We start from the raw sequence: 14231 nt of genomic DNA on the forward strand, positions 1-14231 counted from the left end.
AATCTGAAAATAAAAGTATGCTATAATGTTAATATAGTTATTTGGTAATTAAGGAAAGGATTGGATGTAATGATTGAAATTACGAATGTGTCAAAAAGTTATAATGGGTCTACCTATGCAGTAAAAGATTTAAGTTTATCTGTGCCTAGCGGAGAAATCTTTGGATTTTTAGGACCGAATGGTGCCGGTAAATCAACGACAATTAAGATGATTACTGGTATCCATGGGGTGGACAAAGGAACAATTACGATTAATGGTATAGATATTATGAAAAATCCGATGGAAGCGAAAAAGACGTTTGGTTATGTTCCAGATAGTCCAGATATGTTTTTACGGTTAAAGGGAATTGAATATTTAAACTTTATGGCAGATATGTATGAGGTGCCGAAAGAAGTACGCCAAAAACGAATCGAGTCTTTAGCGAAGAAATTTGATCTTTACAATGCATTATCGGATCAAATTCAAAGTTACTCACACGGTATGAGACAAAAAATCGTTATTATTGGTGTGCTCGTGCATGAGCCAGATGTATGGATTTTAGATGAACCGTTAACAGGGCTTGATCCGAAATCGGCATATATTTTAAAAGAAATGATGAGAGAACATGCGGATAAAGGAAAGATTGTATTTTTCTCTACACACGTATTAGAAGTAGCGGAAAAAATATGTGACCGCGTTGCAATCATTAATAAGGGGAATCTTCAGTTTAAAGGGAATTTAGATGAAATGAGAGATCATTTTAAATCCAATGAATCACTTGAAAAAATGTTCTTGGAGATGACGGGCAATGAGTAAAATTTGGACGTTAACGAAAGTATTATTGAAATTAAATTATGCAGATTTTTTAACAGATAAGAAGAAGCGATCGGCGTACGTATTTTCATTTATAGCCATTTTATTTGTCGGCTTTTTACTGTTTGGTTCTATCACGCACGGAATGTATGAAGGTATGATACATTTAGGGCAAGACCCAGGAATGATTGTCGCAATGGGACTTGCGATTGCGAGTATATGGGTATTTTTAATGAGTATTACGAACATTTTAACTGTATTTTACTACAGCAATGACATTGAAATGTTATTACCATTACCATTAAAACCAGCGCAAATTATTTCGGCAAAATTTTTAACAGTATTAATTACACAATACGTAATGAGTTCATTCATTCTATTACCAATATTTATTACGTACGGTTTAAAAAGTGGTGCATTTATTACATATTACATATATATGATTTTCATTTACTTACTCTTCCCGATTGTGCCGTTAGTACTAGCTTCGTTACTGATGACAGTTATTATGAGGTATACAAATATAGGGAAAAATAAAGACCGAGGCAATATATTTATCGGAATCGTAAGTATACTATTTATTGTAGGAATTAACGTATTTTTGCAGTGGAAAAATAAAAGTTCGTTTTCTGAAGATGCAATTGCGGATTACCTTGCAAACAACCAGTCTTCTCTTTTAGTACAAATGACAAACTATTTTCCAACTACATATTTTGGAGCAGTGGCATTAGTAGAAAATGCAAATTGGAAGGGACCTTTATACGTAATAATCTTTGCACTTATTTCATTTGTATTCTTTGTGTTGTTTTATTACATTGCAGAGCGTACATATTTAAAAGGGGTTATTGGACTTTCAACGAGTACGGCAAAAAAAGAGGTCATTTCAGCAGAAGGTTTACAAAAATCAACGGTACAAAGTTCACATTTAAAAGCGTATGTGAAAAAAGAATTTAAAACGTTATTTCGTACACCGCAATTTTTCTTAAATTGTATCGTGCAAACTTTCGTTATGCCGATTATGTTATTCTTTGTTTTATTCGTGCAAGATGGAAATTTAAAGTGGATCACAGGTTATATTGATAATCCAAAATCAGCAGGTCTTGCAATTGGTGTTGGGCTTTGTGCCTCTCTATTTTTAATGGGAAGTAACGTCATCGCAACAACTTCATTCTCACGAGATGGAAGTTCATGGTTTGTGAATCGCTATTTACCAGTAAAGGCTTCAGATATCTTTTTTGCGAAAGCGATAACGGCTTGGTTAATTAATGTGATCATTTTAGCAGTATTCGGTATTACGATGGCAGTTGTAGCGGGAATTTCTGCAGTATTTATGGTTCTTTGGTTCTTATTAAGTGCGAACGGTTTATTGTTAATTAATTTAATCGGTACACGCTGGGATGCACAAACTGCAGATATACATTGGGATACAGAACAAAAATTATTTAAGAGCCGATATACAACATTGTGGAATTTTTTAGCTAATATTTTAATAGCTTTAGTTATTGTAGCGGGAGTAAGTCTATTATACTTCTTCCTTCAAGTAGGACTTTGGGTTATGTTTATCGTTTTATTTGTAATGTTTACGATAGTAAATTATATCTTTATTAAAATTTTAAAATTAGGTGCAGAACGCATATTGTCAAATATTGAATAAAAAGATAGATCCTCTGTATTCGTGCAGAGGATTTATCCATAGATGGAGGAGAAAAGGTGAAGAAAATAGCAATTGTAACAGGGGCAACTCGTCTGAATGGAATTGGTGCAGCTGTATGCAAGGTGCTTGCTCAAAAAGGAATAGACATTTTTTTCACGTACTGGTCTCAGTATGATAAAGCGATGCCATGGGGAATGCATGACAAAGAGCCCTTTTTGTTGAAAGAGGAGATTGAAAGTTTAGGTGTTCGATGTGAAATGGCAGAAATCAATTTATCGCAGTCATATTCGCCGAATCGTTTGTTTTATATGGTCTCAGAACGTTTAGGTGATCCATCTATTTTAATTAATAATGCAGCGTATGCTACTCATACGAGAATTGAAGAATTAAATATAGAACAGTTAGATAAACATTATACAGTAAATGTTCGCGCTACTATGTTATTAAGTTCATTATTTATAAAACATTATGCAAGCAAGACGAATGGAAGTATTATTAACCTTACTTCAGGACAGTCACTAGGGCCAATGCCTGATGAACTAGCATACGCAGCAACAAAAGGAGCAATTGAAGCATTTACAAAATCAGTAGCACCAGTTGCGATGGAGAAGGGGATTACAGTGAATGCTGTTGATCCAGGACCGACGAATACAGGATGGATTACAGAGGAGCTGAAGCATCATTTAGTATGGAAGTTCCCGCAAGGTAGAGTTGGAGAACCAGTGGATGCAGCGCGTTTAATTTCTTTTTTAGTAAGTGAAGAAGCAAAATGGATTACTGGGCAAGTCATTCATTCGAATGGTGGTTACTCATAAATATATTATGTTAACAATTATTGAGAAACAAAAAAACGAAAGAAAATTTTATTTTTTTGTATAAATAAAATGTCAAGAAAGATAAAAATTTGATGGAAGAGTATATCGTCATATGAAGATCGTAATTCTTCATGTGACAATATACTCTTTTTCTTTTACAACAGAGAAGAAAAATGAAGTAGAAGAAACTCGAATATTCAAATTGATTTATCAGTTTTTGTACGTATTATTATGAAGATTACTGTCGGAAAGATGGTAATTCGTATGAAAAGGGATTTTTTAAGGAGAAATCGAATCGTAAAGGGGAGGATAAATTATATAAACATAGGGGGATTTATATGAAAATGAAAAAGGTCGCTATCGCATCGATAACAATTGGTACAATGCTTACTATGGCAGCTTGTAGTCCTTCAGCAGATAAAGAGACAGAAAAGAAAGAGCAAGTAACAGCGCAAAATGAAGGAGAATCAAAAACGACAAGTGCAGATGAAGCGTCAAAAACAACGAAAGATACTGAAAAAGAAACAAATACTTCTTCAAATGAAAAAACAGATAAAGATGCAAAAAACACGAAAGAATCATCAGGAACAGAAAGTAACGGTAAAACGTCAACCCAAAACGAGAATGTAAAAACAAAAGAAAAAGAGACGACAGGAAAAACCAATGATCAAACGACTAGCGGGAAAACAACAGATCAAAGTACAAGTACAAACTCAGACGGAAAAACAACGAAAGATCCGAAGAAAAGTGTAGCTGTGAAAACGAGTGTTAAAGAAGTTGCTGCATTAGTTGATAGCTTAGACAAGCAGTTAGCTGCTAATCCGAAATTAGATACAGTAAATAAACTTGGAAAACAAATTAATGCAAAGTGGGATGTAATTGAGAAAGAGTTAGAAACATCACACCCAGCTGAATATAAAACAATTGGACAAAGTATGTATCCATTAATTGTAGGAGCGGAGAAAGAAAAGATAGATATAAATAAAATGAAATCATTAACGACGAAAACGAAAAAAGATTTAAATCAGTTATTGACGAAACTTTCGTAGTTTCAAAAGCCTACTTGTGTGAGTAGGCTTTTTTTATGTAGAGAGTGTAATTAAAGTTTATGGGAAACCTAACGAAAAAGGATGGTGATAAAAGTGACAATCGATCGAGTTTGTACAATTGGCCCAGCAAGTAATAATAAAGAAACGTTAGCGCAATTAATAAGCAATGGTATGAAAATTGTTCGGCTAAATTTATCACATGGCACGCATGAAGGTCATAAAGATATCATTCGTTTAGTCAGATCGATAGATGATTCTATTAAAATTTTAGGCGATGTACAAGGTCCTAAAATAAGGTTAGGTGAAGTAAAAGGAGAACAAATTACACTTCAGGCGGAAGATTCTTTTATTTTACATACGCAACCAGTTACAGGAAGTAATAGAGAAGCAAGTGTTGATTATGAAGGTATCGCGAATGACGTGAAAATTGGCAGTAGAATTTTAATTAATGATGGAGAAGTTGAATTAATTGTTGAAAAGGTAAGTGCGGATAAAATAGAAACAAAGGTCAAAACAGGTGGTAATATCTCATCGCATAAAGGGGTGAACTTACCAGGGGCAATCGTTAGTTTACCAGCTATTACAGAGAAAGATAAAAAAGACATTCAGTTTCTTTTAGAAGAGGATGTTGAATTTATTGCATGTTCTTTCGTAAGAAAACCTAGTCATATAAAAGAAATAAGGGACTTTATAAAAGAGCATAAAGAAACTGCTCCTAATTTAATTGCAAAAATAGAAACGATGGAAGCGATTGAGAATTTTCAAGATATATGTAAAGAAGTAGACGGAATTATGATTGCAAGGGGCGATTTAGGAGTAGAGTTGCCGTACCAATTTATTCCGCTCTTGCAGAAAATGATGATTCAGGAATGTAATCGAACGAATACATATGTTATTACAGCAACACAAATGCTTCAATCTATGGTAGATCATTCTATTCCAACAAGGGCTGAGGTAACTGATGTGTTTCAAGCTGTACTGGACGGAACGAATGCCGTTATGCTTTCTGCTGAAAGTGCATCAGGCGAGCATCCAATTGAAAGTGTAAAAACATTACGTCTCGTTTCTGAATTCGCTGAGCATGTGAAAAAAGACGGGCCTTTTGTGATGAAAGATGTACTGGAATTGCTGCATAAGATTTTGGATGAGTGATGAATAAAAAAGAGGGCGGATATGTATCCGCCCTCGTGTTTTTCATTCATATTATTCTTGCTCTTGCTCATCCAAAATTTTATCAAAAGCAGCAGATACTTTATCAAACTCTTCATCATTTTCAATGTATGAAAACTCATTATCTTCTTCTACTTTTAAAAAGAAAATATCAATGTCTTCCTCAGATTCTGTTTGAATGTCCTCTACAAAGGCAACTGCGATATATTCAGCGCCTTCGACATCCATCGCTCCGAGTACTTCTACTTCCTGATCCTCATTATTCTCATCGCTAAGAGTAAACACTTCGCCAACTTCAATATCAGACATATTCATTCTCCTCCTGTTCGACTCTAAAAATAGAGCGTTCAAACTGCATACATACTAATATATCTTTCCATGAAAAATTAATTTCATACATAAGAAAAATCAAATTCTACTTCTTTCGTATGAGTATCCAGTAATAAGGAGCATGATTTTTTGCGTGCTATATAACTAAATCCATTCAACAATTGTATCTATAGTCTGTCTTGTTTTATCACGCTTTGGCTCTTCTTTACGATAACCAAAGGCAACCATAACAGATACTTCAAAGTTATCGCCATTGATAATGCCTTCTTGACGAAGTAAAGAATCTACTTTCTCTTTATCAAATCCTTCTATTGGACAAGAATCAATGCCAATTTGAGCTGCGCTCGTCATCATATTGCCTAAAGCAATATAGGTTTGTTTTGATGCCCAATCAAATACAGCACGATCGGATTGTAACAAGTTAAAATCTGTTTCCTGGAACTTTTTGAAGAATTCATATCTAATTTTTTGCGTGTCTTCAGGTAATTCAATAATATCGTTCATCATATATTTAATATACTCTGCATCATAATGCATATCTTTCATGTTTCTTGAAAGAACAATGACAAAGTGACTAGCAGTTGCAAGTTGCCCACCAGCGCCCCATGAATATGGTTGTAGTTTTTCTCTTACTTCTTTATTTTGTACGACAATAAATTTCCAAGGTTCATATCCAAAAGAAGAAGGAGATAATCTGCCTGTTTCTAAAATGAAATTAAAATCTTCTTCTGAAATTTTTTGCATAGGATCGAACTCTTTACATGCATGTCTGAAATGGAAAGCCTCCATAATTTTTTCTTTTGTAATTTGGTTTGTATTTGTCATAAAAGTTCCTCTTTTCATTCATTTATTTTGTAAGTAAATTATATTTTTAAAGTAACATAGAAACAAGTACGCACATTTATGTGGTATAGTATCAAAAAAGATACTAATGTTAAGGGAAGGGATTTATTATGGATTGTTCAAAAGAAAATAATATAAATTACCCATTTCTAAATAAATATTCTTGTCCAGTGGAAGCGATGGTTGAGGTGATTGGAGGGAAATGGAAAGGGGTTATTTTGTATCATTTATTAGATGGTACAAAGAGGTTTAATGAATTAAAAAGATTAAAACCAAATATCACACAAAGAATGTTAACGCTGCAGTTGAGAGAACTCGAAGCAGATGGCATCATACATCGTGAAGTATACCGTGAAGTGCCTCCGAAAGTAGAATATTCGTTAACTGAGCTTGGTGAATCACTTCGTCCAATGATTCTATTAATGATGGAGTGGGCAACTCATAATATGGAGAAAGTTTTGGAGAGTAGAAATACGAAAAATAACAGTTAAGAGTTTTAGAAATAAAAGGTGTTTTCCATATGTGAAGACACCTTTTATTTCTATGTCTTTTACTTTTTAACTTCAACTGCTGAAATTACAAAGTCATTCAAGTTTACAGTTTTTCCATACCAATCAGCGTGTTTAAAAAAAACACCTTTTCCATATCCTTCAGTTGAAGTACGTTCCCATAGCGTAGTTGAATAGCTAGCAGTAGGGGATGCTGTACTTACAGAAGAAATTCTATTTTGCCAACTAGGGGGCAAATTTTTAAAACCGCTACTAAGAGAAAAATACTCGCCACCTTTATTTGCATGTTCATAGAAGTCGGTACTATTAGGTCCGCTCCCGCCAACACCAAGGGGAGTGATTGCATGATTCAACCGTTGTTTATCTTTTTTAATAAAAGACTCTAAACTTTCTTTGCTCGAAAAACCATAAGATAACCAGTCTCCATTTTGATTTTGTTTCGGTAGAACTCACGTTATTTTTACGTCTTCCTTTGATGGAGCACCAAACTTATTAAACGCATCTACAGTCTTTTCATCTACAGTTACATATTCAAAAGAGGAAATCGTATAATCTTTTTCGGTACTAGCTGATACTGATCCTAATCCCACAGTTAATGATGAAATGGCGATCACTGCACCTACTATCAATTTTTTTAGCATGCATTCATCTCCTTTAAATTTAGATTTTTTACATAACTAAAATGTATGATAATTAAGTTGTATTGTAAATATTTAGAATTTTATAAAAATAAAACAGAATATTCTTTTATTAATTTGAAGTAAGGAAAGTAAATTCTTTTTGGGTGTTAGCGATAAAGTTATTGTGTGAATTTTGCAATTTGCTAACTGACTTCAAAATTCTACTGATTAAAGTTTCATTTTATCCCGTTATGAATCATAAACTTCTTTTGTATTCATAGAAGCTGCATCTAATAAAAGGAAAGCGGCTGCTATCATATGTAGAACGATTACTATATAAGGAAAGAAGGCAACTAGAGTAACGATAATGCCGATATAATGAGGATACGTATTCATGCCGCCTTTTTTAGCTAATAAAATAGTAGTGATATGTAAAACAATCAATAGTAGTAAAGGTATCCCATGTAGGTTAACAAGACTTGGAAATAAATAATAACAAGGAAGTAATAAAAGATGATAGATCCCTGTAGTCCACTTTAGTGCTTGGATGTAGGTTTTCAAAGTTAATCCTCCTAAAATAATTTACAGCTATATATTACCAAAAATAATAGGTAATTGGATATTATATATTTGTAGTTTTTAGTAGATTATAATTATTTTATGTAAACTAATTATTGGTAGCTATAAAATAAAAAAACCACCCAAACGAGGGTGGTTCGTATTATAAATAATTACTTAAAGAAGAAAGCGAAACCTTCACCTCACTACCTTCCTTCATATTCCGCAGCACAACAGTGTTTGTACTAAGTTCTTCTTCCCCAATAATAAGCACATAAGGGATATTCTCTTTATTGGCATAATTAAGGGCACGTTTTAATTTGCGTCCTGCTAGTTCAAGTTCGACTTTTAAGGAAGTGGTAGAACGTAATTGCTGGGCGATTTGTAAACATTGTAATTCTGTCCCAAGCGGGATGATAAATATATCTGCTGTAGATGATATCGTTTCTTTTTGTGATAGTGCCGTATAAATAACGTCTAAACCGAATGAAATACCGACTGTTGGATAGTTCATATTATCACCACGGAATGCTCCGATAATATTATCGTATCGACCACCGCTACCGATGCTAGATGTAATCGAGCCATCTTTTAAAAAGATTTCATATACGGTACTTGTGTACATTGTGAGTCCTCGTGCTAAAAATGGATTGAATATAGCATTTTCATTTATTCCAAGGGCGATTAAATATTGCTGTAATTGTTGCAATTCGTTTACTCCATCGATAATGAGTGGATTATTGAAAGTTTCTGTAAAGTCAGCAATTGTAAGCTTTAGACAAGATAAAACGGTATTACATATCGTATCAGCCATTTCTTCAGAAATTCCGCGCTCTAATACATCTTTTCGTATACCATCAATCCCAATCTTTTCGATTTTATCTAATGATAAAATGACGTCACTCGTTAACTCAGTAGGGATGTTAATGGCCTGAAGGATACCGTTTAACAATTTTCGGTTATTATATTGGATTGTTACTTCTAAGTTTAACGTTTGGAACAGCTCAAACGCCATGCTCATGAGTTCCGCTTCTGCCATGACAGACTCAACACCGACTATATCAACGTCACATTGTATAAACTCACGAAATCTTCCTTGTTTAATAGGGCCATCTCGAAACACTTTCCCAATTTCATAGCGTTTAAAAGGAAGGCGGATGTTCGGATTCATTGCCACAACTTTTGCGAATGGAATTGTCAAATCGTAACGTAAGGCAAGTTCGCGTTTTCCTTGATCCTTAAGTGTATATATTTCTTTTAAAATTTCATCGCCACCGCCGTACTTGTATGACATAAGCTCATACATATTTAACGTTGGTGTCTCTAACGGTTTACAGCCATAACGTTCAAACGTATCTTCACACGCTCTTTTAATTTTATTTCGCAGTACTTGTTCTTCTGGTAAATAGTCTTTCGTTCCTTTTACATTTCTCATTTCCATCATAATCACTCCTTTTTTAAATTAAAAAAAGCTATGCAGGTATAAAAATACCCACATAGCTTTATGAACGCTTCGTGGGTCAACAGGAAAAGCCCTGTACCCACGAAGAAAAATTTTTCTTCAGATACACGGCGTTACGTATGATGATGAAGTTGGAAAGAAGTATTAAAATTTTGCATTAGAAATCTCTCCTTAACAATAAGTTTTTCCAAATTATATCAGATGATTTTTGAATTATCAATATTTTTAGTTTTGAAATATACGTGAAGTTATGTAGGAGAAATGGAAAAGGGTGTATAATAAAACTTAATAATATGAAATAACCTTTTAAGGAGAACGTTATGAAAAAAGATAAAACAAATGCGATGCGAATATTAGATAAAGAAAAAATTGAATATTCGATAATGTCATATGATCCAGACGATGGGAAAATTGATGGCGTATCAGTAGCCGAGAAAATTGGACGAGAAGTGAGAGAAGTATATAAAACGTTAATCGCTCAAGGGAATAGTAAAAATTATCATGTGTTTATTATTCCGGTAGATGAGGAACTAAATTTAAAAGCTGCCGCAAAAGCAGTAAGTGAAAAGAAAATTGAAATGATTCCTGTAAAAGATATTACGAAAGTGTCAGGATATATTCGAGGCGGTTGTTCACCAGTCGGAATGAAAAAGTTGTTTTCTACATGTGTCGATGAAAGCGCCCAATCGCTTGAAACGATCATTGTAAGCGGCGGGAAAATCGGTATACAAATTGAGCTTAAAGTGGATGACTTGGCGAAAGTGACGAGAGCGCGGTTTGGTGAGATAACAAAATAATGATACACAGGAAAAGAAACTCTAGTTTTATTAAATTTAGATAAAGATTTATAGGATAATTAGTCCATTATGAGGGCGGATTATCCTTTTTATTTACGTAATAAAACGTTATGTTAACCGACTATGTATACAGTATTCAACCGAAAACAAACAACATATCAACTCTCTAAAATGGTAAAATAGGGAAAAGGGCATTCTGAATAATACCTTTAGAAACCACTATTTATCACATAGGGTTTTTCAAAAAAGTAAAGGGGGGGGATAAATGAAATATATTAATGGATTGTACATATCACTTATATTGATGATGTTCATTAATTTACTTAATTTCACAATTTTTGATAATAAATACTCAGGGATAACAATGTATCTTTCTTCCGTTATATTCATAATTGGGAGCGCATTTTTCGGAAGTGCAAAACGGCTTAAAATGAGTGAGAAAAAATAAACCATTTAGGAGGTGATAATCATTAATGAAACAACAAGAGCGAGTTATCTTTCGTGAGGTTCAGCGATCCCCAATTTGGGTATGGATACTCATATTAGGGATCGCCATGCTGATGTGGTATGGATTTATTCAACAAATTATTCTTGATATCCCGTTTGGAGATAAACCAGCTCCTAATGGTGTATTAATTGTTATATGGTTGTTTTTCGGGATTGCCTTTCCTGTATTAATGCTTGGAGTATTGAAACTGATCATTGAGGTCCGTGAAAAAGGTCTTTATGTCCGCTTTGTTCCTTTTCATTTTCAATATAAGCAGTACCTTTTCAAAGATATACATCATTATGAATGCATTACTTACAGTCCTATAAAACGATTTGGAGGATGGGGAATTCGTTTTAATCTTAAGAATGAAAAAGCCTATAACATGAATGGAAATAAAGGTATAGAGTTAAAGTTGCAATATAACACAGTAGTAATCGGCACTCAAAAATCAGACGAATTAAAAAAAGCACTGGACTCAGTACAAAAAGTATAATGAAAATTAAACTTCAACAAACGGGCACAATTCAAAAATTTCTACTAGGTATACCTACTTTAAAAACAACTTAAATTTACTTCCAATATCGAAAATTATGTAAAGAAGCTGTTCACTGGATTACCATAGAAAACTGTGGTGAAATGAGATTTTTGATTTTGAAGTACTTTAAAATCTTAGCTAGATGGCTATGTAGCGGTACCCACATTAAAAAGGCAGGAACATATCAAATATGTTCCTGCTTTTGATTTTATTTTAGACAGATGTTTCCTAACAGTTGATTTTGTTAACGGAAATCCACTTTAAATCCATATTTTGTGTGAAATAAAAAACATATACTAAAAGTAAGAGGTGATACAGTGAGAGAGATTCATATTCATAAAAAAATTGCGGATAAGAGAAAAGAAAAGGGAATTACGCAGGAAGAATTAGCGGCGTATATAGGTATTACGAAGGCGTCTGTTTCCAAATGGGAGACGGGGCAAAGTTATCCGGATATTACATTTTTACCACTATTAGCATCATACTTTAACATTAGTATAGATGAGCTAATTAGTTATACACCGCAAATGAAACAGGAAGATATTAAAAATTTATATCATAGACTCGCAGAAGCTTTTAGTGAAAAACCGTTTGATGAAGTGATGATAGAGTGCAGAGGAATAATCAAAAAATATTATTCTTGTTTTCCATTATTACTTCAAATGGGACTACTTTTTATTAATCACCATATGTTAACAGAGGATACGGATAAAAGAATTGAAATTTTAGAAGAGGCAATGTCTTTCTTTAGCAGGGTACAGGAAGAAAGTGACGATGTTTCTCTTGTGAAAGAGGCGGTATCGTTTCAAGCAACTTGCTATCTTATACTCAATAGACCGAATGAGGTGCTTCAATTACTTGGCGAAACGATACGTCCTAACGTCCCAGCGGAAGATTTAATCGCACAGGCGTATCAAATGCTTGGAAATACTGAAAAAGCGAATGAAATAATGCAAATTAGTATGTACCAACATTTAATACAACTTGTTGCGACAATACCGAATTATGTAGTAGTAAATGCCTCAAGCGCTGAAAAGGTAGAGGTAATTTTAAATAGAGCTTTCATGTTAATAGATATATATGAAATAGAAACATTACATCCCAATATGACTTTAAAAGTATACTATGCTGCTGCACAAGTATATTGTATGCAAGGGAATTTTGAAAGAGCATTAGAAATGTTACGGAAATATGCAGCGGTTTGTGCGGCGAGCTTTACAGTAAATAGTCTACATTTACATGGAGATTCCTATTTTGATGCGATTGATGAATGGTTTGCAGAGTTTCCGCTTGGCGCTAAAACGGTTAGAAATGAAGAGATTATAAAGAAGAGCATGCTACAAAGTATTGAAGAGAATCCAGTTTTCGCTCCGATGAAAGATGTAAGAGAATACAAAAATATAATAGCGAGTTTGAAATTTAAATTGGATTTAAAAGAATAGAGGGAGGAAAAAATGATGACTTTTGATGAATATGAAATAGCGATAAATAGTGAATTTACTTTGCATGGAACGATTACAAAGCCGAAAGTTGACGGGAAGTATGCTACTGTTGTCATTATCGCTGGATCTGGAGAGATTGATCGTGATGGAACGATAGTACCGCTAAAGCTTGAGGCAAACATATATAAAGATTTAGCGCATGTAATGGCGAAGCTGGGAGTAGTGACGCTCCGCTTTGATAAGCGCGGGGTAGGAAAGAGTGGTGGAGAATTTCTAAAGACTGGAATGTGGGATTTAGTTAGTGATATAGAGTCTACGATTACGTATTTAAAAGAACAACCATTTGTTGATTCGGAAAATATCATTTTAGCTGGTCATAGTGAGGGATGTATGTTGGCAACAGTAGTAAATGCTAGAACACCAGTTAATGGTCTCATCCTTCTTACAGGAGCTGCGGAATCATTAGAAGAGGCTACGAAAAGACAAAGAGAGATTGCTTATAAAGAGTTAAAAGAACAAAAAGGAATAAAGGGAAAACTAATGCGCCTTCTCAATGTGGAAAAACGTGGAGAGAAGCAGATGGAAAAAATAAAAGAGAAAATGATGAACACAGAAAAAGATACGATTAAAGTTGGTTTTAAACCGATGAACGCAAAATGGTTTAGAGAGCATTTTCAGCATGACATTTATAAAGATTTACAACAAGTAACATGTCCAGTGCTAGTTATTGCTGGTGATAAAGATATTCAGGCTGATCCTGAAAGAGCGAAGCGGATCGGTGATTATGTGAAGGGTGATTCTGAAGTATATGTAGTACAAAATATGGATCATAGTTTGAAAAGTTTTGAAGGTGAGTTTAAAGCATTAGAGTTTAAAAAGAATTATGAAGAAGGGGCAGGAAAGCCACTACATCCAGAGCTGGAAGAAATAATTGTGAATTGGATGGAAACACATTTTATCTCGCAACATGCGGGTAGTAAGATCCCCGGCTCAATATTAGGAGAAAGTGAGGAAGTCGGAAGGGAGAGTAATTGTCTGTAAAAAAACGGTTGTTATAGGTTGATTTAGTCATAGTATATGAATTTATTTTTTTGTGAATTCATTCATTATAAAATGTTCGTTTTTATTAATTAACGAGATAAAAACGAACATTTTTTTATTTTAA

The 14231-nt window shown here is 33.8% G+C and carries 15 protein-coding genes and 1 pseudogene; 11 read left to right on the forward strand and 5 right to left on the reverse strand.

Annotated elements, in window-relative coordinates:
- The first annotated feature begins 69 nt into the window (after positions 1-69).
- From DN390_RS07250 to DN390_RS07270, 5 genes are all read left to right on the forward strand, one after another.
- Positions 70-795, forward strand: a complete 726-nt coding sequence (locus DN390_RS07250; protein WP_147806973.1) for an ABC transporter ATP-binding protein — start codon at positions 70-72, stop codon at positions 793-795.
- Positions 788-2446, forward strand: coding sequence for a putative ABC transporter permease subunit (locus tag DN390_RS07255; protein WP_147806974.1), 1659 nt, complete (start codon positions 788-790; stop codon positions 2444-2446). The genes DN390_RS07250 and DN390_RS07255 overlap by 8 nt, the downstream gene beginning before the upstream one ends.
- Positions 2447-2502: 56 nt before the next feature.
- On the forward strand, positions 2503-3261 hold the full coding sequence (locus DN390_RS07260; protein ID WP_147806975.1) for an SDR family oxidoreductase: 759 nt from the start codon (positions 2503-2505) through the stop codon (positions 3259-3261).
- Positions 3262-3599: 338 nt separating this feature from the next.
- Positions 3600-4310: a hypothetical protein gene (locus DN390_RS07265; RefSeq protein WP_147806976.1), complete on the forward strand. Its 711-nt coding sequence runs from the start codon at positions 3600-3602 to the stop codon at positions 4308-4310.
- 81 nt (positions 4311-4391) lie between these two features.
- On the forward strand, positions 4392-5462 hold the full coding sequence (locus DN390_RS07270; RefSeq protein ID WP_147806977.1) for a pyruvate kinase: 1071 nt from the start codon (positions 4392-4394) through the stop codon (positions 5460-5462).
- A 51-nt stretch (positions 5463-5513) separates the two neighbouring features.
- Here DN390_RS07270 and DN390_RS07275 read toward each other — a convergent pair whose 3' ends face one another.
- Both DN390_RS07275 and DN390_RS07280 read right to left on the reverse strand, forming a co-directional pair.
- Entirely contained in the window at positions 5514-5795 is a 282-nt protein-coding gene (locus tag DN390_RS07275; RefSeq protein ID WP_098413156.1) for a DUF1292 domain-containing protein, read from the reverse strand.
- Between the two features lie 159 nt (positions 5796-5954).
- Positions 5955-6635: an NAD(P)H-dependent oxidoreductase gene (locus DN390_RS07280; RefSeq protein ID WP_147806978.1), complete on the reverse strand. Its 681-nt coding sequence runs from the start codon at positions 6633-6635 to the stop codon at positions 5955-5957.
- 128 nt (positions 6636-6763) lie between these two features.
- On the opposite strand from DN390_RS07280, the gene DN390_RS07285 reads away from it, so the two are divergent.
- The gene (locus DN390_RS07285) at positions 6764-7144 is read left to right on the forward strand and encodes a winged helix-turn-helix transcriptional regulator (protein ID WP_000340640.1); all 381 of its coding nucleotides are present in this window, start codon (positions 6764-6766) and stop codon (positions 7142-7144) included.
- Between the two features lie 59 nt (positions 7145-7203).
- Here DN390_RS07285 and DN390_RS07290 read toward each other — a convergent pair.
- The 3 genes and pseudogenes from DN390_RS07290 to DN390_RS07300 all read right to left on the reverse strand — a co-directional run bounded on the left by DN390_RS07290 (position 7204) and on the right by DN390_RS07300 (position 9781).
- Positions 7204-7803, reverse strand: a pseudogene (locus tag DN390_RS07290) (hypothetical protein).
- A 228-nt stretch (positions 7804-8031) separates the two neighbouring features.
- The gene (locus DN390_RS07295; RefSeq protein ID WP_147806979.1) at positions 8032-8343 is read right to left on the reverse strand and encodes a hypothetical protein; all 312 of its coding nucleotides are present in this window, start codon (positions 8341-8343) and stop codon (positions 8032-8034) included.
- Between the two features lie 160 nt (positions 8344-8503).
- Positions 8504-9781 carry a histidine--tRNA ligase gene (locus DN390_RS07300; RefSeq protein ID WP_147806980.1) on the reverse strand — a complete coding sequence of 426 codons (1278 nt, stop codon included), beginning with the start codon at positions 9779-9781 and terminating at the stop codon, positions 8504-8506.
- A 341-nt stretch (positions 9782-10122) separates the two neighbouring features.
- Here DN390_RS07300 and ybaK point away from each other — a divergent pair, with 341 nt between their 5' ends.
- The 5 genes from ybaK (at position 10123) to DN390_RS07325 (ending at position 14107) form a co-directional block, all read left to right on the forward strand.
- The gene (gene ybaK, locus DN390_RS07305; RefSeq protein ID WP_147806981.1) at positions 10123-10599 is read left to right on the forward strand and encodes a Cys-tRNA(Pro) deacylase; all 477 of its coding nucleotides are present in this window, start codon (positions 10123-10125) and stop codon (positions 10597-10599) included.
- A gap of 265 nt (positions 10600-10864) precedes the next feature.
- Positions 10865-11047: a hypothetical protein gene (locus DN390_RS07310; protein ID WP_000875162.1), complete on the forward strand. Its 183-nt coding sequence runs from the start codon at positions 10865-10867 to the stop codon at positions 11045-11047.
- 25 nt (positions 11048-11072) lie between these two features.
- The gene (locus tag DN390_RS07315) at positions 11073-11582 is read left to right on the forward strand and encodes a DUF6141 family protein (protein ID WP_147806982.1); all 510 of its coding nucleotides are present in this window, start codon (positions 11073-11075) and stop codon (positions 11580-11582) included.
- A gap of 359 nt (positions 11583-11941) precedes the next feature.
- Positions 11942-13066 (forward strand): helix-turn-helix domain-containing protein, encoded by a 1125-nt coding sequence (locus DN390_RS07320; protein ID WP_147806983.1) that lies wholly within the window; start codon positions 11942-11944, stop codon positions 13064-13066.
- A gap of 15 nt (positions 13067-13081) precedes the next feature.
- Positions 13082-14107 (forward strand): alpha/beta hydrolase family protein, encoded by a 1026-nt coding sequence (locus tag DN390_RS07325; RefSeq protein WP_179955740.1) that lies wholly within the window; start codon positions 13082-13084, stop codon positions 14105-14107.
- The last annotated feature ends 124 nt before the right edge of the window (positions 14108-14231 follow it).

The organism is Bacillus sp. SH7-1 (assembly GCF_008042405.1).
GTDB classification, from domain to species: Bacteria; Bacillota; Bacilli; order Bacillales; family Bacillaceae_G; genus Bacillus_A; species Bacillus_A thuringiensis_N.